The sequence below is a fragment of the Pleomorphomonas diazotrophica genome, from assembly GCF_002844595.1.
Classification (GTDB): Bacteria; Pseudomonadota; Alphaproteobacteria; order Rhizobiales; family Pleomorphomonadaceae; genus Pleomorphomonas; species Pleomorphomonas diazotrophica.
The window spans coordinates 1,093,578-1,111,784 of the sequence record NZ_PJNW01000002.1; the positions used below are offsets into that span (position 1 = coordinate 1,093,578).

Sequence of the window (18,207 nt, forward strand, 5' to 3'; positions counted from 1 at the left end):
TGGTACCGGAAATCTCCTCTGCAAACGGTTACATTGACCAGTTGACAGGTGAACGGCTTTCAAGGATGATCTCAGCGTTCAAAGCGCTTTGGAGGTTTTAGAGCGCTTCGTACCCAGTTGCGGCATTCGGGAGAAGTGCCGCATTCAAGGGAGGACTTGATGTATCACTCAGCCCTGCGTGCCGGTCTTTTCGCCGGTGCGGTTTTCAGCGCATCCCTCACGATGGCCGCCGAGCTTGCGATCGTGTCCGGCGACTCCGGCAACGGACTGGCGTTCCTGCAGAGCCAGTTGAAGCAGTTCGAGGCCAAGACCGGCAACACGGTCAAAATTGTCCCAATGCCGCCCTCGACCAGCGATCAGTTCGGCCAGTACCGTCTGTGGCTGGCCGCCGGCAACGCCGATATCGACGTCTACATGACCGACGTCATCTGGGCGCCGCAGCTCTCCGACCAGTTCCTCGACCTGACCGACGCCGCCAAGGATGTCGTCAAGGATCATTTCCCCTCGATCATCGAGTCCCAGACGGCCAATGGCAAGTTGGTCGCCATTCCCGGCTTCACTGACGCGCCGGCGCTGTTCTACCGCAAGGACCTGCTCGACAAGTATGGCAAGTCGGTTCCCAAGACCTGGGATGAGATGGCCGCGACAGCCAAGGAAATCCAGGACAAGGAACGTGAGGCCGGCGCCAAGGACCTCTGGGGCTTCGTCTTCCAGGGCAACGCCTATGAAGGCCTCACCTGCAACGCGCTGGAATGGGTGAAGTCGTTCGGCGGCGGCCAGATCGTCGAGGCCAACGGCGACATTTCCATCAACAACGAGAAGGCGGCCAAGGCCCTTGAAACGGCCAAGAGCTGGGTCGGAACCATTTCGCCGCCGGGCGTCCTCGCCTATCAGGAAGAGGAAGCGCGCGGCGTCTGGCAGACCGGCAATGCGGTGTTCATGCGCAACTGGCCTTACGCCTATGCCCTCGGCAACGGCGATGACAGCGCGGTCAAGGGCAAGTTCGGCGTCGCCACCTTGCCGTCGGCAACGGAGAGCGACAAGCCGGCCGCCACACTGGGCGGTTGGAACTTCGCGGTTTCCAAGTATTCCAAGCACCCTGACGAGGCGATCCAGCTCGCCCTGTTCCTCGGCTCGACGGAAATCCAGAAGAACCGCGCCATCCAGCAGACGAACCTGCCGACCATCGTCTCGCTCTACGATGATGCCGACGTGGCCAAGGCCGCGCCGATCATTCCGCAGTGGAAAGAGGTGTTCATGAATGCCGTGCCGCGTCCGTCGGCGCCGACCAAGGTCAAGTACAACGAGGTGTCCTCGCTGTTCTGGTCGGCCGTGCACGACACGCTGTCGGGCAACGGCACCGCCGCCGAAAACCTCGAGCTCCTCGAGGCCAAGCTGACCGAGCTCAAGGGGTCCGGCTGGTAAGCCGAGCTCCGCTCGCCGGCCGTCCGACGTCTTCCCCCTCGGCGATCGGACGGCCGAGCCTTTCCGGAGCGCGCAGTTCCGCGCACTCCGCCCGTCGGTAGATTCACGGCGCCGACGGTCCATCGCTTTCAGACGATTTCAGCCGACAATGACGGCTGCCGGAGACCTTTTTCGTTTCCGGGTTTGCGCGTGACCGGTACCGCCCCGGGGCGGGCCGATGCCTTCCGCACTCCATCGCAGGAATTGCCATGGCTTCCACACAATCGACGATCCGGATCGTGCCGACCGGACATGCCAAGCGGGCCAGGTCCGAGCTGATGCGCCAGCGCCTGAGGGCCGCCGGCTGGTTCCTGGTTCCGATGCTGGTCGCGCTTGCCATCGTCGCCGGGTGGCCGCTCCTCAGGACGATCTATTTCTCGTTCACCAACGCCTCGCTGACCAATCTCTACGGCGCCGAACTCATCGGCTTCAAGAACTACCTCAACTGGACGGTGCTGAAGAGCGGACGCGTCATCTGGTCCGGCCTTCTGGCCGATCCGGTCTGGTGGAACGCCGTCTGGAACACGGTCCGCTTCTCGGTCATCTCGGTGACGCTGGAGACCATCCTCGGCACCGTCGTCGCGCTGGTGCTCAACGCGGAGTTCAAGGGACGCGGCATCGTGCGCGCCGCCATTCTCATTCCCTGGGCCATCCCGACCATCGTCTCGGCCCGCATGTGGGGCTGGATGCTGAATGACCAGTTCGGCATCATCAACGACGTGCTGCTGATGTTCGGCCTCATCGATCACAAGATCGCCTGGACCGCCTCGTCCGACACGGCAATGATCGCCGTGCTGATCGTCGACGTCTGGAAGACGACACCCTTCATGGCGCTGCTCATCCTCGCGGGCCTGCAGATGGTCCCTCGCGACATCTATGAGGCGGCGGCCATTGATGGCGTCCACCCGGTCAAGACCTTCTGGCGGGTGACGCTGCCGCTGGTCCGGCCGGCGCTGATGGTGGCGGTGATCTTCCGCCTGCTCGACGCCATGCGCATCTTCGACCTGATCTACGTTTTGACGCCCAACAGTTCGCAAACCAAGACGATCTCTGTTCTGGCGCGCGAAAACCTGATCGACTTCGACAAGTTCGCCTATGGCTCGGCGCAGTCGACCATGCTGTTCCTGATCATCGCGCTGATGACCATCCTCTACATCTGGCTCGGCAAGGTGCGTTTTGACGGAGGAGACCGGTGATGCTCTGGACCTATACCAAGACCGCCTCCTTCTATCTCCTCGTGGCGGTCATCGTCTTCGTCTCGGTCTTTCCGTTTTATTACGCGATCCTGACGAGCTTCAAATCCGGCACGGCGCTGTTCGAGATCAACTACCTGCCGACCCACTTCACCCTCGACAACTATATCGCGGTGCTGACCACCGGTGTGTTCGTCCGCAATCTCGGCAACTCGATCCTGGTGGCGACCTCGGTGGTGGTCCTGGCGCTGTTTCTCGCCGTCACCGCCGCCTTCGCGCTGGCCCGCGTCAGCTTCCGGGGGCGCGGGCTCCTGCTGATGACCATCCTGGCCGTGTCGATGTTCCCGCAGATCGCCGTGCTGGCCGGCCTGTTCGAGCTCGTTCGCGCCTTCGGCCTCTTCAACACGCCGTTCGCCCTGATCTTCTCCTACACGATCTTCACCCTGCCCTTCACAGTCTGGGTGCTGACCACCTTCATGCGCGACCTGCCGGTGGAGATCGAGGAGGCGGCCATCGTCGACGGCGCCAGCCCATGGGTCATCATCAGCAAGGTGTTCATGCCGCTGATGTGGCCAGCGTTGGTGACGACCGGCCTGCTCGCCTTCATTGCCGCCTGGAACGAGTTCCTGTTCGCGTTGACCTTCACCTCGTCCAACCAGACGAGGACGGTGCCGGTGGCCATCGCGCTGCTGTCCGGGGCGAGCCAGTATGAGATTCCCTGGGGCCGCATCATGGCGGCGTCGGTCATCGTCACGGTGCCGCTCGTGGTTCTCGTGCTGATCTTCCAGCGCAAGATCGTGCAGGGGCTGACGGCCGGCGGCGTCAAGGGCTAGGAAAGGACGCCCCGACCGGAGCGAAGCGATGAAAGCGCTTTGCGCCGGCGGCGGCGCTCGGACAAGATGGACCATGCCGACGCCCTCCCCGCCGGCATCGATGAGAGAGAAAGACCGACAGGAATGACTACCCTCGAAAAAGCCGTCGCCAGCATCGACAGGGCCACCGATCCCGATTGGTGGCGGGGCGCGGTGATCTACCAGATCTATCCGCGCTCGTTCCAGGACTCCAATGGCGACGGCATCGGCGACCTCGCCGGTGTCACGGCACGTCTCGGCTACCTCGAAGATCTGGGCGTTGACGCCATCTGGCTGTCGCCCTTCTTCAAGTCACCGATGAAGGATTTCGGCTACGATGTTTCCGACTATTGCGATATCGATCCGATCTTCGGCACCCTAGACGATTTCCGGAAGATGGTGGCCGCGGCCCATCGGCGCGGCATCAAGGTCATCATCGACCAGGTACTGAGCCATACGTCGGACCAGCATCCCTGGTTCGCGGAAAGCCGAAAAGACCAGATCAACGCCAAGGCGGACTGGTATGTCTGGGCGGACGCCCAGCCTGACGGCACCCCACCCAACAACTGGCTGTCGGTGTTCGGCGGCTCGGCCTGGGAGTGGGATACCCGCCGCTGCCAGTATTACCTGCATAACTTCCTATCGAGCCAGCCCGACCTCAACTTCCACACCCCCGCGGTGCAGGACGCGCTCTTGGACGTGCTGAAGTTCTGGCTCGATCTCGGCGTCGACGGCTTCCGCCTGGACACCGTGAACTTCTATTTCCACGACAAGGACCTGCGCCCCAACCCGCCGCAGACGCGGCCGGTCGATGCCATCGACGCGCCAAGGGTCAATCCCTATCTCCGCCAGGACCATGTCTACGACAAGAGCCAGCCGGAAAATCTCGATTTCCTGAAGCGGATGCGCAAGCTGCTCGACCAGTATCCCGGCTCCACCACGGTGGGTGAGATCGGCGACGGCGACCGGTCGCTCAAGACGATGATCGCCTACACCTCGGGCGGCGACAAGCTGCATATGAGCTACACCTTCGATCTCCTGGGCGGCGAGCCGTCACGGACCTATATCGAAAAGACGCTCAAGACCTTCGAGGCCGGCGCCGGTGACGCCTGGCCTTGCTGGGCGCTGTCCAACCACGATGTCGTCCGTTATGCGACGCGCCACCTGCCCTTCGCGCAGAACCCGGCGCAGCAGGGCAAGCTGATGGCCACCCTGCATCTCAGCCTGCGTGGCTCGGTCTGCATTTACGAGGGCGACGAACTCGGCCTCACCGAGGCGGATCTGGCCTTCGAGGATCTGGTCGACCCCTATGGCATCCGCTTCTGGCCGGAGTTCAAGGGGCGCGACGGGTGCCGCACGCCCATGGTCTGGGAAGCGGAAGCCGCCAACGCCGGCTTCTCGCCCGCCAAGCCCTGGCTGCCGGTGCCGCAGGCCCACCTCGCCAAGGCCGTCGATCAGCAGGTTGGCAAGGCGGACAGCCAGTATGAGCTCTACAAAGCGATGATCGGCTGGCGCAAGACGAGCCCGGCGCTCACAAAGGGTTCGGTGCGCTTCCTGGACTCCGATGGCGACACCCTCGCTTTCCTGCGCGAGGCGGCCGGCGAGAAGGTGCTCTGCGTCTTCAACTTCGGAAAGACGGGGGCCGGCTTCCCGGTACCCTTGGGCCTTGCGGTGTCGGAGACCGCCGGCATCGGCTTCGCCTCGCGCGTGGTCGAGGGCATGGTGACCCTGCCGGCCGAGAGCGCCTTCATCGCCAAGGTGAAATGATCTGAACAACGACCCGGCCGCCTCTGCAGCGGCCGGGCTCCAGGAACCGGGTTTGGGAGAACCCTTCGCGAATGCGGGAGGAACTGCGCATGGCAGCCGGACTGAAGCTCAAGCAAGTCAAGAAGGCCTACGGTTCCGTGCAGGTGCTGCACGGCATCGATCTGGATATCAAGTCCGGCGAGTTCGTCGTCTTCGTCGGCCCCTCGGGTTGCGGCAAGTCGACGCTGCTTCGGCTGATCGCCGGGCTCGAAGACATCACCGAGGGAACGTTGGAGATTGGCGGCACCGTGGTCAATACGCTGCCGCCCTCCAAGCGTGGCATCGCCATGGTGTTCCAGAGCTATGCGCTCTACCCGCATATGACGGTCTACGAGAACATGGCTTTCGGCCTGAAGCTCGCCAAGGCATTGCCGGGTGAACAGGACAAACGTGTGCGGGAAGCGGCGGAGATGCTGCAGATCACGCCCTATCTCGACCGTTTGCCCAAGCAGCTTTCCGGCGGCCAGCGGCAGCGTGTCGCCATCGGACGGGCGATTGTCCGCGACCCCAAGGTGTTCCTGTTCGACGAGCCTCTGTCCAACCTCGATGCGGCGTTGCGTGTCGCCACGCGGCTCGAAATCGCCAAGCTGCACGAGCGCATGGCCGACACGACGATGATCTACGTCACGCACGATCAAGTAGAAGCGATGACGCTGGCCGACCGGATCGTGGTGCTGAACTACGGCGTGGTTGAACAGGTCGGTACTCCGATGGAACTCTACCATACGCCGGACAACCTCTTCGTCGCCCGATTCATCGGCTCGCCGGCCATGAATATCGTGTCGGCGACGATTACCAGCGCCGGGGCGCCGGCAACGGTGCAGCCGGACACCGGCAACCCGGTGACCGTCAACGCCGACGTTGCCGCCACCTATCTCGACGCCAAGGCCACCTTCGGCGTTCGCCCCGAGGACCTGACGCCCACCGATGGGCCGGGCCTCTTCACTGGCACGGTATCGATCGTCGAAAAGCTCGGCGAAGTGACCCTCGTCTATCTCGACACCGGCCTTCCCGACCCAATCACCGTCAAGATCGACGGCGATGTCGATATCGCCAAAGGCGCACGGCTGAGCGTGACGGCGCCGGCCGACCGTCTGCATCTCTTCGACGAGAACGGCGTCGCCTTCCCCCGCATGCGGCTGTCGCGCGCCGCCGAGTGAACGACGCCCTTGGCGCGGATTCCACCGGCCGCCCTTCGGGGTGGCCGCGTTTTTTTTAGAGAATGCCGACCCTTTTCAGGAACCACCAGGCACCCCACACCGACATTCCGCCCAGCAGGAAGGCGAACACCGTTCCGAAATGTTCACCGGCGAAAGGCAAGCCGCCGGTGTTCATGCCGAAGAAGCCGGTAACCAGGGTTGGCGGCAGCAGAAAGGCCGTCATGATCGAGAGAATGTAGAGATGCCGGTTGGTTTCCGAGGAGATCTTGGAGTCGATTTCCTCGTGCAGAAGACGTGCCCGATCCTGCAGCCCTTGCATTTCCTGTAGCGCCGATCCGAGCAGATCGGCCATCGTCTCAGCCATTTCGACCGTACCCGTCGGCAGGGGATCGGGTTCGTCCCAACGCTGGTAGCGACGGAACAGCGCAACCGACGCCCTGAGCTGGCGATTCAGTCGCACGATGGTTCGCCGGACCGGACCGAGACGTCGGCGCTCGTCGCGCGGCGCCGTCTCGAAGACATAGTCCTCGATGCGGTCGAGCTCGTCGCCCATCTCGACGATGAGGGCGTCCACCACCTTCTCGAACTCCGTGACGACGGCGGCGAACACACCCACCGTCCCATGAATGGCGAGGCCGCGGTCAACGGCGAGACGCGCCGCCTCGACGCAACGCAACGGATGCAACCGGGCCGTGACGATCAGCCGCTCCGATGCGGCGAAGCGGAACCAGCCGATGTCGTTGGTCTCGTAATCGAACGCGCGCTCGATATCGGTGAACACCCCGTGCAGCACGCCATCGTCGGATGCGAGCACCACGTGGTTGTCGCGGTCGGTCAGCGTGGCCCGTGCCGCCTCGGGAAGATCGGGAAAGCCTTCCAGAAACTTCGGCACCCGCGCGTCGCTGAGGGCCAGATGCAGCCAGACGAAACCCTCGTCGACGATAAGGTCTTCGCGGGGCGTGGTCGGCGGCAACGGCCGGCCGGTGCCGGTCGCGGCATCGAAACGATAGGCCCAGACAAAGCCGGGAATCTCGGTGTTGAGCAAGGACCAGGCACTCCTGACAGGCGCGGCGAGCCGCGTTTTTCCTGATAGCACGCGAGAGTGACGGTCTTCCATCCCGGTCGCGGGCGGAATGCATTCGGCTCCGGCCCGCCGTGGATCGGCGCTACGGGCTTGCCGTTAACGCACCCGCCGACCGAACCGTGAGCCCAGCGGCGGATGCGACGGTATTGCCGGGGTGCCGGATCAGTCCGGCAGCGCGGCAGTGATGATGAACTCGACCTTGTACTCGGGAGCGGCCAGCTTGGCCTCGCCGGTGGCGCGCGCCGGCGTATTGCCCGGAGCCACCCAGGCCTCCCAAACCTCGTTCATGGCGGCAAAATCGGCCATGTCGGCCAGCCAGACGATGGCCTGCAGCGCGCGCGTCTTGTCGGTGCCGGCGGCGGCGAGCAGGCGATCCACCTCGGCCAGAGCTTCAACGGCCTGCGACTTGACATCTCCCTTCGGCGAGCCGACCTGGCCGGCGAGATAAACGGTCTTGTTGTGGATGACGGCGTTGCTCATGCGCTTGCCGGGCTCGATGCGGGTGATCGCCATGACGGGCTCTCCAACTCATGCGCAGGCGGCCCATCCGCCCGCGAGGCTGCCTGTTGCCTATCTTCTCGGCAGATTGGCCGCAACAGGAAAACATGCGTCCACCGGCGAGGGGAAAGTCTCCGGCAGCGGGCTGCTTTCAGGCTGGATCGATTAGAGGCGTCCCGGCCGTCAAAATGAGCGCTGCCACGGATGGCCCGCCAAAGTCCTGCCCCGTACAAGCTGTTGTGTTTGGGTCGCCGGTCCTCACGGTGCCCTTCCCGAGACGCGGAGCCTTGAATGTCCTTCTTCGGTCCCTACGGTCCGCTCGACGCCGACGACATTGCGGCCGTCAACACTGTCGCCCGCTTTCTGGCACTCGATGACCTTGGGGGGCGGGACAAGGATCACGCTCCAACGTTCGATCTTGTGGTTCTGGCCGGCAATGCTCTGCTTTGGACGCTGGAAGGCGCCGTCAGGAAGGCGAGAACGACAGGTGTGCCGCTACTGATTTCAGGTGGCATCGGTCATTCCACCGGGCTGCTGGCCGCCGCCGTCGACGCTCACCCGGTCTACCGGAAGGCACTGGCCGGCCAGACGTCCGAGGCCCGCCTGCTCGGCGACATCGCGGCCATGTTTCTCGGCCTCGATCAGTCGCGGCTGCTCCTTGAGGACGCATCGACCAACTGCGGCGAGAACGGACTTTTCAGTCGCCGGTTCCTAGACGCGCGGGGCCTTGCGCCAGCCTCGATCCTGCTCGTTCAGGACCCGTTGATGCAGCGGCGCACCGACGCTTCGTTTCGGCAGGCGTGGGCCGACGGCCCTTGTCCGACGATCGTAAACTGGCCGGTACAGGTGCCGCGCATCGGTTATCGACGAGAAGGTATCGACTATCTCCAGAGCCCGAACAGCCGCAAGTGGACACCCGAACGCTTCCTGTCGCTTCTGACTGGAGAGATCCAGCGGCTCACTGATGACGAAAACGGTTATGGCCCTCGCGGCAAGGGTTTTCTGCCTCACGTCGACATTCCCGACGAGGTGGCGGAAGCCTGGCGACTCATCATGGGATCGGCCAAGTTTGCTGCGTCCGAGTTGGGACGTCCGGCCGGCGGTTAGGCCCAGATCTCCGGCATTTCACTCAACTTCCCTTTGGTAGACTAAAGATTCGTTATAAGTACCTTCACGCATAACTCCCGCCTACGTAGTATTACGCCTCATCGCCCGAGTCTGGGTGGAACCGCCGATCGCTGTCGATCGCCGGGCAGACACGGGCGTTGCGTTACGTTTTGGGAGGAATACCGATGACATCCGTCACCGTCGACCCGACGAAGTCGCCTGCCTCATATGTCATGACAAAGGAGGAGCGGCGCGTCATCTTCGCCTCGTCGCTCGGCACTGTTTTCGAGTGGTATGATTTCTATCTTTACGGCTCGCTGTCAGCGGTCATTGCCGCCCAATTCTTCTCCGGTGTCAATCCGACAGCGGCTTTCATCTTCGCTTTGTTGGCCTTCGCCGCCGGCTTCGCGGTGCGTCCGTTCGGCGCGCTGGTGTTCGGCCGGCTCGGCGACATGATCGGCCGCAAGTACACCTTCCTCGTCACCATCCTCATCATGGGCGCCTCGACTTTCATCGTCGGCATCCTACCCAACTACGCGGCGATCGGCATCGTGGCGCCGGTCATCCTGATCGTGCTTCGCCTATTGCAGGGGCTGGCGCTTGGCGGCGAATATGGTGGTGCCGCGACCTATGTCGCCGAGCACGCACCCGACCATCGTCGCGGCGCCTACACGTCCTGGATCCAGACCACCGCAACGCTCGGCCTGTTCATGTCGTTGCTGGTCATTCTTGGCTGCCGCGCATCGATGTCGGCCGATGACTTCAACAGCTGGGGCTGGCGCATTCCCTTCCTGGTATCGATCCTGCTTCTGGCGATCTCCGTCTGGATCCGCCTGAAGCTCAACGAGAGCCCGGCCTTCCGCCGCATGCAGGAAGAAGGCAAGACCTCCAAGGCGCCGCTCACCGAAGCCTTCGGGCGCTGGAAGAACCTCAAGGTGGTGCTGCTGGCCCTGTTCGGCCTCGTCGCTGGACAGGCGGTGGTCTGGTACACCGGCCAGTTCTACGCGCTGTTCTTCCTGACGCAGACGCTGAAGGTGGAGGCGCAGACGGCCAATCTTCTGATCGCCGCATCGCTTCTGCTGGCCACCCCCTTCTTCGTGGTCTTCGGTTCACTGTCCGACCGCATTGGACGCAAACCGATCATCATGGCCGGTCTGCTGCTCGCCTGCCTCACCTACTTCCCGATCTTCAAGGGTATCACCCACTACGCCAACCCGGCTCTGGAGCAGGCCGTCGCCAGCGCGCCGGTGACCGTCGTCGCCGACCCGAACGAATGCTCGTTCCAGTTCAACCCGGTGGGAACGTCGAAGTTCACCACCTCCTGTGACGTTGCAAAGTCGACGCTGGTCAAGGCGGGTGTGCCGTACACCAACGAAGCGGCTCCTGCGGGCACGCCGGCCACCGTGAAGGTCGGCGCTACCTCGATCGCCTTCGGCACGGAAGCCGGCACCGACGGCTCGACGCCGGCCCAGGTGTTCACCAAGTCGCTGACCGATGCCGTTACCGGTGCTGGCTATCCCGCCAAGGCCGACCCGGCGCAGATCAACATCGTCATGGTGACGCTGCTGCTGTTCGTGCTGGTGCTCTACGTCACCATGGTCTACGGCCCGATTGCCGCGATCCTGGTGGAAATGTTCCCGACGCGCATTCGCTACACCTCGATGTCGCTGCCCTATCACATCGGCAACGGCTGGTTCGGCGGCTTCCTGCCGACCACGGCCTTCGCCATGGTCGCGGCCACCGGCGACATCTACTACGGCCTCTGGTACCCGATCGTCGTGGCGGCGGCCACGCTGGTGATCGGCATGCTGTTCGTCCGGGAAACCAAGGACAACGACATTCACGCCGACTACTGACCTTCGACAGGTCTGAAAGCGAGGCCCGGCCCCATCAAGGCCGGGCCTTTTCGTTGCGCTCAGGCGCGCCCAGCGAACTGATCGAGCGTCTTCGCCGGCGTTACCGCTTGCGGGTCGAGGAAGCAGTGGATGATCGCCGGCTTGCCGGACGCCATGGCCCGCTCGAGGGCTGGCGCGAACTCGGCGGTCGTCCGCACGGTTTCGCCATGACCGCCATAGGCGCGCGCCAGCGCGGCAAAATCCGGGTTTTTCAGCGTCGTCGCCGAGACGCGGCCGGGATACTCGCGTTCCTGATGCATGCGGATGGTGCCGTACATCGCGTTGTCGACGACGACCACCACGACCGGAATGTCATACTGCACGGCCGTCGCGAACTCCTGGCCGTTCATCAGGAAACAGCCGTCGCCGGCGAAGACGATGACGGGGCGCTCGGGAAATTGTCGCTTGGCCATGACGCCGGCCGGCACCGAATAGCCGACCGATCCCGACGTCGGCGCCAACTGACCAGTGAAGCTGCGATAGCGCCAGTAGCGATGCACCCAGATGGCATAGTTGCCGGCGCCATTGGCGATGATCGTTTCAGGCGGCAGATGCCCGCGCAGCCAGACCATGGCTTCGCCATACTGAAAATCGCCCGGCAGAACGGTGGGCTTGTCGGTCCAGGCGAGGAAATCGGCACGCGCCGACCTGGTTTCGGCCGACCAAGGGATTTCGACCGGCGGATGCACGGTGGAGAGCGCCGAGGCAAAGGCGTGCGGGCTGGCGACGATGCCGAGCGCCGGCTGGTAGACGCGGCCGATCTCCTCAGGATCCGGATAGACGTGAATCAACGTCTGCCTGGGTTGGGGTATGTCGAGAAGCGTGTAGGACGACGACGGCGACTCCGACAGGCGGCCTCCGATGACCAACAGCACATCCGCTTCGCGAACGCGGGCGGCAAGCTTCGGATTGGGGCCGAGGCCGAGATCGCCGGCATAGTTCGGGTGATCGGCCGGGAACAGCGAGGCGCGGCGGAAGCTCGTCGCCACGGGCAGGTCGAAGCGCTCGGCAAAGCGGATTACCTCGCGCCGCGCCCGCTCGCTCCAGCGCGAGCCGCCGAGAATGACGAGCGGCCGCCTGGCCTCCCAGATCAGCTTCTGCAATCGCGCGAGGTCGGCAAGGCCCGGCCAGATCTCCACCGGTTCGACGACCGGCGCGTCGGCGACCTCGGCCGTCTCGGTCAGCATGTCTTCAGGCAGCGACACAACCACCGGCCCCGGACGGCCCTGCGTGGCAACACGGAAGGCGCGGGCGACCAGCTCGGGGATGCGCTTGGGATCCTCGATCTCGACCACCCATTTCGCGATCGAACCGAACACCGCCTTGTAGTCCATCTCCTGGAAGCAGCCGCGTTCCAGCATGCGGCGCTCGGCCTGGCCGACGAAGAGGATCAGCGGCGTCGAGTCATGCTCGGCGATATGCAGACCCGGCGCGGCGTTGGTGGCGCCGGGCGCTCGCGTCACGAAGCAGATGCCGGGTTTGCCGGTGAGCTTGCCATAGGCCTCGGCCATCATGGTGGCGCCGGCCTCGTTGCGGCAGACCAGCGTGTCGATGGGGCTGTCGTGCAGCGCGTCGAGGGCGGCGAGATAGGACTCACCCGGCACGCAGGTGATGCGTTCGACGCCCTGGCGGACAAGCTGATCCACCAGGATTTGACCACCGGTGCGGGACGGGATGGACGGGGACAAGATGCAGAACTCCCAGAGCAGGACGACCGGCGCGCAACCGGAACGTCGAGAAAAACGAGATCGTCAGTCGAACAGCAGGTCAAGGCCTCGCCGGAGCCCCACCTCATCGCGCACCCGCCGCACGGCGAGCAGCGTGCCGGCAACATAGGGAGCGGCATCGGAGCCAGCGTCGTGGCGAATGAGGAGCCGTTCACCCGGCGCACCGAACTGTGCCTCGCAGGACAGGACATAGCCCGGCAGGCGTAGTGAATGCACCTGCACGGCGCCAATAGCGCCGCCGCGAGTCTCGCGGACACCGCCGAGTTCGCTCACTGGCTTCGAGGTGGCCGGTTTGCGCAAGGTGGATAGCCGCTCGGCCAGCTCGCGCGCCGTGCCCGAGGGCGTGTCGGGCTTGCCGCCCGAGGCGTAGTCGATCACCTCGACATCGGCGACGTATCTCGCCGCCATCAGCGCGAACTTGGTCATCAGTGTCGCGGTGATCGAATAGTTGCCGGCAGCGAAGACGCCAACGTTGTTCGCCCGCGCCGCCTTGTCGATCTCCGCGTAGTCGTCGGCCGAAAGCCCCGACGTGCCGACCACCACGGCGACGCCGGCGGAAATCGCCGTGAGCGCGTTGGCCTTGACCGCCTGTGGCGCGGTATAGTCGACGAGGACGTCAGCGCCGGCTCTCAGCGCCTCCTCGACAGTGGCGACTACCGCTACTCCGGCAGGCGCTCCACCCAAGGCCTCGCCGATATCGCGGCCGGCCGACGAGCGCGCAACGGCGCCGGCCAGCATGAGGTCTTCTGCGGCAAGCACTGCCTTGGCCACGGCGCTCCCGGTCCAGCCGGTCGCACCGGCCACGATGACGCGGATCGCCATGTCCTCACTCCACGTCGAAACTGACGCCCTGCGCCAGCGGCAGGTCGCGGCCATAGTTGATGGTGTTGGTGGCCCGGCGCATGTAAGCCTTCCAGGCGTCGGAACCGGCCTCACGCCCGCCACCGGTCTCCTTCTCGCCGCCGAAAGCGCCGCCGATCTCGGCGCCGGACGGGCCGATGTTGACGTTGACGATGCCGCAGTCCGACCCCTTGGCCGACAGGAAGGTCTCCGCCTCGCGCAGGTCGTTGGTGAAGATCGACGAGGACAGGCCCTGCGGCACGGCATTATGCGCCTCGAGCACCGTATCGAAATCCATGTAGCCCATGACGTAGAGGATGGGCGCGAAGGTTTCGGTCCTGACCACCTCGGTCTGCGCCGAAATCTCGACCAGAGCCGGCCGGACATAGAAGGCGTTGCCACCGAGCTCTTCCAGGACACGTTCGCCGCCGTGGACAATGGCGCCGTCGGCCCGCGCCTTCTTTAGCGCCTCCTGCATGCGGTCAAAGGCGGCCTTGTCGATCAGGGGACCTACCAGCGTGCCCGCCTCGCGCGGATCGCCGATGGTCACAGAGGCATAGGCTTTCCTGAGGCGCGGTAGCAGGCTGTCGTAGACACTGTCATGGACGAAGAGGCGTCTCAGCGTCGTGCAGCGCTGGCCGGCCGTGCCGATGGCCGCGAAGGCTACGCCGCGAACCACCAGGTCGAGGTCGGCGCTCGGCGCGACGATGGCGCCGTTGTTGCCGCCAAGCTCGAGAATGGCTCGGGCGAACCGGGCCGCGAGGCGCGGCGCCACGGCCCGGCCCATTGCCGTCGAACCGGTGGCCGACACGGCGGCAATCCTGGTGTCGTCGACCAGCGCTTCGCCGATGGTTCGCCCGCCGACGATCACCGAGGAAAGGCCGGCTGGTGCTCCGGCCTTGGCAGCCGCCTTTTCAAACAAGGCCTGCGTGGCCAAGGCGGTGAGCGGCGTCTTTTCAGACGGCTTCCAGACGACAGTGTCACCGCAGACCAAGGCGATGGCGGCGTTCCAGGACCAGACGGCGACCGGGAAGTTGAAGGCGGATATGACGCCGATGACGCCCAGGGGATGCCAGGTTTCCATCATGCGGTGGCTCGGCCGCTCGGTGGCGACAGTGAGCCCATAAAGCTGACGGGAGAGGCCGACGGCGAAATCGCAGATGTCGATCATCTCCTGCACTTCGCCGAGCCCTTCGGATACGATCTTGCCGGCCTCGATGGTGACCAGCCGGCCGAGATCGGCCTTGGCCGTCCGGAGTTCGAGGCCGAACAGGCGGATCAGTTCGCCGCGCTTGGGCGCCGGCACGAGGCGCCAGGTCCGGAAGGCGGCCTCGGCGGCGGCGACGGCGAGCTCGCAGCCCGCGGCGTCGTTCTCACGCACCTCGGCGATGCGTTCGCCGGTGATCGGCGAGGTGACGGCGAGGCTGCCATCGGTGTAGGCGCTGTCGGCAACGCCGAGGCGGGAAAGGACTTCGGCTGTTTCCTGGGCAAGACTGGAAGCGGGCATTGGACACTCTCTCGGGCGACGCTGGCCGGGCGGCGCATGGGCAGGATGGCATAAGTTATTGTCCCGAGCCCCCTACCCTGCAAACGATGATTTCTGGTAGGGTCATGAGGAAAACTCATGACCGGACACACAAATGGCCCGCGATCTCCTGCCGTCGATCGGCGCGCTCGTCGCCTTCGAGAGTGCCGCGCGGCACTTGAGTTTCTCGCGTGCCGCCGCCGAGCTGCATTTGACGCAAAGCGCCATCAGCCGGCAGGTGCGCGAGCTTGAGACCCGGCTTGGGCTGCCGCTGTTCGAACGGATCAATCAACGTGTTTTCCTCACCGACGCCGGAGAGGCCTACCGGCTGGAGGTTTCCCGCATCCTGGCCGGCCTGGCCACCGCCACCGAACGCACCATGGCCAGCGCCGGTGGGGCGGAAGTGCTGAATCTGGCCGTGCTACCCACCTTCGCAGCGCGCTGGCTGGTGCCGCGCCTGCCGAAGTTCCTCTCGGGCCATCCGCAGGCCACCGTCAACTTCGTTGTCCGCAACGAGCCCTTCTCGTTCCTGGATACGCCGCTCGACGCCGCCATCCACTTTGGCGAGCCCACCTGGCCTGGTGCGATCTCAGAGTTCCTTTGCATCGAGGAGGTCTATCCCGTGGCGTCGCCCTTGATCCGTGAGCGATTCAGTCTCGCCGACGCCGCCGCCATCGCGCAGGCGCCGCTGCTGCACCAATCGAGCCGGCCGACCGCCTGGGCCGATTGGTTCGCCGCCGAGGGCCTGTCCACCGTCGGTGCCCATCGCGGATCGCGCTTCGATCAGTTCTCGATGATCGCCGAAGCCGCCGTCGCTGGCCTCGGCGTGGCGCTGATGCCGCGTTTCATGATCGAGGCGGAACTTTCCTCCGGCCGCCTTGAACTGTTGACGGAGCGCCCCCTCAATGCCGGCAAGGCCTACTGGTTCGTCTACCCGGAAGCGAGGGTCCGGTCGCGGCTCGTCCGCTCCTTCGGCAACTGGCTGAAGGCCGAAGCTGCGACACCGGTCTCCGCCTGACCTCCGGTCAACGCTGAAGCCAGACGGACCGGCAATCCAAGTTGCCGCGCGGCGGAACTTTCTTGCTCCAGAACGCTTATTAGCCGTGGCCTTTTCGCGCGGCGACGTTCGCTCGATGCGAAATGCCCGACACGGCGTGATCGCGCTCGCTTCGGCCGAACATGCGGCGGGAGGGCTTCACAGATCTGGCAGTCCGCAACTCATGCGACAGGAGATTACCATGGCTTCCACTCTCCCCGCGTTCGATGACGCGCCGCCCGTCGAATCCCCAGAGTCTGCCGTCAGTTGGGGCGCGATCATCGCCGGCGCCGTGTCCGCGGCCGCACTGACGATCGTGCTGATGTTTCTCGGATCGGGGCTTGGGCTGACCATGGTGTCGCCCTGGGCCAACGAGAGCGCCGGCGCGACCACCTTTGCCGTTTCCGCCGCGATCTGGATGATCGTCGTGCAATGGCTGTCCTCCGCTCTGGGCGGCTACATGACCGGCCGCCTGCGGACCAGGTGGGTCGGCGTACACACCGACGAGACCTTTTTCCGCGACACGGCCCACGGCCTTCTCGCCTGGGCGCTGGCGACGCTGCTCGTCGCCTTCATTGCCAGTTCCAGCCTGACCTCCGCCGTTGGCACCGGGGTTCAGGCCGCATCCAACGTTGCGTCCGGCGCGGCCATGGGTGCTTCCGCCGGCGCCGCCTCGACGGCGGATGAGGGAGCGACCGATAGCGCAACGTCCTACTTCGTCGATAATCTGTTCCGGCCCAACGATCCGACCCGCCTCGCCGCTCCCGGCGCGGAGGGCGACGCGGCGGCCGCCGCCCAAGCGTCCCGCATCCTGATCGCCAGCGCCGCCGCGGGCGAGATCTCCCCGGCCGATCGAACCTATCTCGGCACACTCGTTTCCGCTCGTACCGGCCTCAGCCAGGCCGACGCGACGGCCCGGGTCGACGCGGTGCTGACTCAGGTCGAACAGGCCAAGACCCGCGCGCAGGAGGCTGCGGACACGGCCCGCAAGGCCGGTATCGCCTTTGCGCTGATGGCGGCCCTGTCGCTGGTGATCGGCGCCTTCATCGCCAGCGCCGCGGCCGCTCTCGGCGGCAGGCTGCGCGACGAGTGAGACCCGAAGCCATAAGCAAACGGCTCGGCGGCCATCGGTCGCCGAGCATCGCTCACCGAAGCTCAATCCCCTCTCTGCAAACGCGAGCAGCCGCTTGAGGCCGCCGGCCTCTACGCAAATCCACTGGCGCCGCAAACGTTAATGGGCGATGCTCCCGGCGTTATTTGGGGGCTCCGATGATGTCCGATTACGATCTCTGTTATTGGCCCGTTCCCTTCCGGGGACAGTTCGTGAGAGCCGTGCTCGCCTATGCCGGAAAAACCTGGACCGAAGCCGACAGCAAGACAATCGTGGGATTGATGGGCGGCCCGGTGAAGGACATGCCGGTTCCCTTCATGGGGCCTCCGTTCCTCGTCGACAAGCGGGCCGGTTTCGCCATTTCCGAAATGCCGGCCATCGTTCTTTATCTGGGCGAGACGTTGGATCTCCTGCCCGAAACGGCGGCGCTCCGCGCCATGACAATGAAGATCGTCAACGACGCCAATGACGTGATCGACGAGCTTACGCTGGATGGCGGCCGCGAGATGTGGACGGAGAAAAGCTGGCAAGGCTTCGTCCCGCGTCTCAAGAAATGGATGTCGCTTTGGGAGGAAACCGGCGAGCGCCATGGCCTCCGAGCGGAGTCCGGCTACCTGCTGGGCGGCGACGCACCGGGCATTGCCGACATCGTCACCGCCACCTTGTGGTCGACGATGGTGGATCGCTTCCCAGTGATCGGCGCCATCCTCGACGAGAGCGCCCCCAGGACGGCCGCCCTCACCCGGAGGGTCGCGGCCCTGCCGCCCCTTGCCAAGCTGGCCGCCAAGGCGCGCGAAGACTATGGCGACGCCTATTGCGGCGGCCAGATCGAGGCCTCGCTGCGCAAAGTCCTGGGCGCGTAATGCGCCCTCGGACGCGGGAGCTCCGCGTCCGAGTCCGACATTGGATA

15 protein-coding genes are annotated in these 18,207 nt (G+C 64.8%); 10 read left to right on the plus strand and 5 right to left on the minus strand.

Going from position 1 to position 18,207, the window contains the following annotated elements; genetic code table 11:
* Positions 1–159: 159 nt before the first annotated feature.
* The 5 genes from CXZ10_RS06140 to CXZ10_RS06160 all read left to right on the plus strand — a co-directional run bounded on the left by CXZ10_RS06140 (position 160) and on the right by CXZ10_RS06160 (position 6,474).
* Entirely contained in the window at positions 160–1,425 is a 1,266-nt protein-coding gene (locus CXZ10_RS06140; RefSeq protein WP_101288184.1) for an ABC transporter substrate-binding protein, read from the plus strand.
* Between the two features lie 248 nt (positions 1,426–1,673).
* On the plus strand, positions 1,674–2,660 hold the full coding sequence (locus CXZ10_RS06145) for a carbohydrate ABC transporter permease (RefSeq protein WP_101288185.1): 987 nt from the start codon (positions 1,674–1,676) through the stop codon (positions 2,658–2,660).
* Positions 2,660–3,490 carry a carbohydrate ABC transporter permease gene (locus CXZ10_RS06150; protein ID WP_101288186.1) on the plus strand — a complete coding sequence of 277 codons (831 nt, stop codon included), beginning with the start codon at positions 2,660–2,662 and terminating at the stop codon, positions 3,488–3,490. Before CXZ10_RS06145 ends, CXZ10_RS06150 begins: the two co-directional genes overlap by 1 nt.
* A 123-nt stretch (positions 3,491–3,613) precedes the next feature.
* Positions 3,614–5,275, plus strand: coding sequence for an alpha-glucosidase (locus CXZ10_RS06155; protein WP_101288385.1), 1,662 nt, complete (start codon positions 3,614–3,616; stop codon positions 5,273–5,275).
* Between the two features lie 89 nt (positions 5,276–5,364).
* Complete coding sequence (locus CXZ10_RS06160) at positions 5,365–6,474, plus strand: ABC transporter ATP-binding protein (RefSeq protein ID WP_101288386.1); 1,110 nt, start codon at positions 5,365–5,367, stop codon at positions 6,472–6,474.
* 55 nt (positions 6,475–6,529) lie between these two features.
* On the opposite strand, the gene CXZ10_RS06165 is transcribed toward CXZ10_RS06160, so the two are convergent.
* Together CXZ10_RS06165 and CXZ10_RS06170 are read right to left on the minus strand one after the other, a co-directional pair.
* Entirely contained in the window at positions 6,530–7,519 is a 990-nt protein-coding gene (locus CXZ10_RS06165) for a transporter (protein ID WP_244617059.1), read from the minus strand.
* Between the two features lie 201 nt (positions 7,520–7,720).
* Positions 7,721–8,071 (minus strand): RidA family protein, encoded by a 351-nt coding sequence (locus CXZ10_RS06170; protein WP_101288188.1) that lies wholly within the window; start codon positions 8,069–8,071, stop codon positions 7,721–7,723.
* Between the two features lie 276 nt (positions 8,072–8,347).
* Here CXZ10_RS06170 and CXZ10_RS06175 point away from each other — a divergent pair, with 276 nt between their 5' ends.
* Both CXZ10_RS06175 and CXZ10_RS06180 read left to right on the plus strand, forming a co-directional pair.
* On the plus strand, positions 8,348–9,163 hold the full coding sequence (locus CXZ10_RS06175) for a YdcF family protein (RefSeq protein ID WP_101288189.1): 816 nt from the start codon (positions 8,348–8,350) through the stop codon (positions 9,161–9,163).
* Positions 9,164–9,348: 185 nt separating this feature from the next.
* On the plus strand, positions 9,349–11,019 hold the full coding sequence (locus CXZ10_RS06180; RefSeq protein WP_425298903.1) for an MFS transporter: 1,671 nt from the start codon (positions 9,349–9,351) through the stop codon (positions 11,017–11,019).
* A 59-nt stretch (positions 11,020–11,078) separates the two neighbouring features.
* Here the strand turns inward: CXZ10_RS06180 and CXZ10_RS06185 are convergent, their stop codons facing one another.
* The 3 genes from CXZ10_RS06185 to amaB all read right to left on the minus strand — a co-directional run bounded on the left by CXZ10_RS06185 (position 11,079) and on the right by amaB (position 15,132).
* Positions 11,079–12,746, minus strand: coding sequence for a thiamine pyrophosphate-binding protein (locus CXZ10_RS06185; protein ID WP_244617058.1), 1,668 nt, complete (start codon positions 12,744–12,746; stop codon positions 11,079–11,081).
* A 63-nt stretch (positions 12,747–12,809) separates the two neighbouring features.
* Positions 12,810–13,607: a 4-hydroxy-tetrahydrodipicolinate reductase gene (gene dapB, locus CXZ10_RS06190; RefSeq protein WP_101288190.1), complete on the minus strand. Its 798-nt coding sequence runs from the start codon at positions 13,605–13,607 to the stop codon at positions 12,810–12,812.
* 4 nt (positions 13,608–13,611) lie between these two features.
* The gene (gene amaB / locus CXZ10_RS06195; protein ID WP_101288191.1) at positions 13,612–15,132 is read right to left on the minus strand and encodes an L-piperidine-6-carboxylate dehydrogenase; all 1,521 of its coding nucleotides are present in this window, start codon (positions 15,130–15,132) and stop codon (positions 13,612–13,614) included.
* Between the two features lie 133 nt (positions 15,133–15,265).
* On the opposite strand from amaB, the gene CXZ10_RS06200 reads away from it, so the two are divergent.
* The 3 genes from CXZ10_RS06200 to CXZ10_RS06210 all read left to right on the plus strand — a co-directional run bounded on the left by CXZ10_RS06200 (position 15,266) and on the right by CXZ10_RS06210 (position 18,160).
* The gene (locus CXZ10_RS06200) at positions 15,266–16,168 is read left to right on the plus strand and encodes a LysR substrate-binding domain-containing protein (RefSeq protein WP_101288192.1); all 903 of its coding nucleotides are present in this window, start codon (positions 15,266–15,268) and stop codon (positions 16,166–16,168) included.
* 220 nt (positions 16,169–16,388) lie between these two features.
* A complete protein-coding gene (locus CXZ10_RS06205) occupies positions 16,389–17,279 on the plus strand; it encodes a hypothetical protein (RefSeq protein ID WP_101288193.1) in 891 nt (296 codons plus the stop codon).
* Positions 17,280–17,455: 176 nt separating this feature from the next.
* Positions 17,456–18,160, plus strand: a complete 705-nt coding sequence (locus tag CXZ10_RS06210; RefSeq protein WP_280178913.1) for a glutathione S-transferase — start codon at positions 17,456–17,458, stop codon at positions 18,158–18,160.
* Positions 18,161–18,207: the final 47 nt, after the last annotated feature.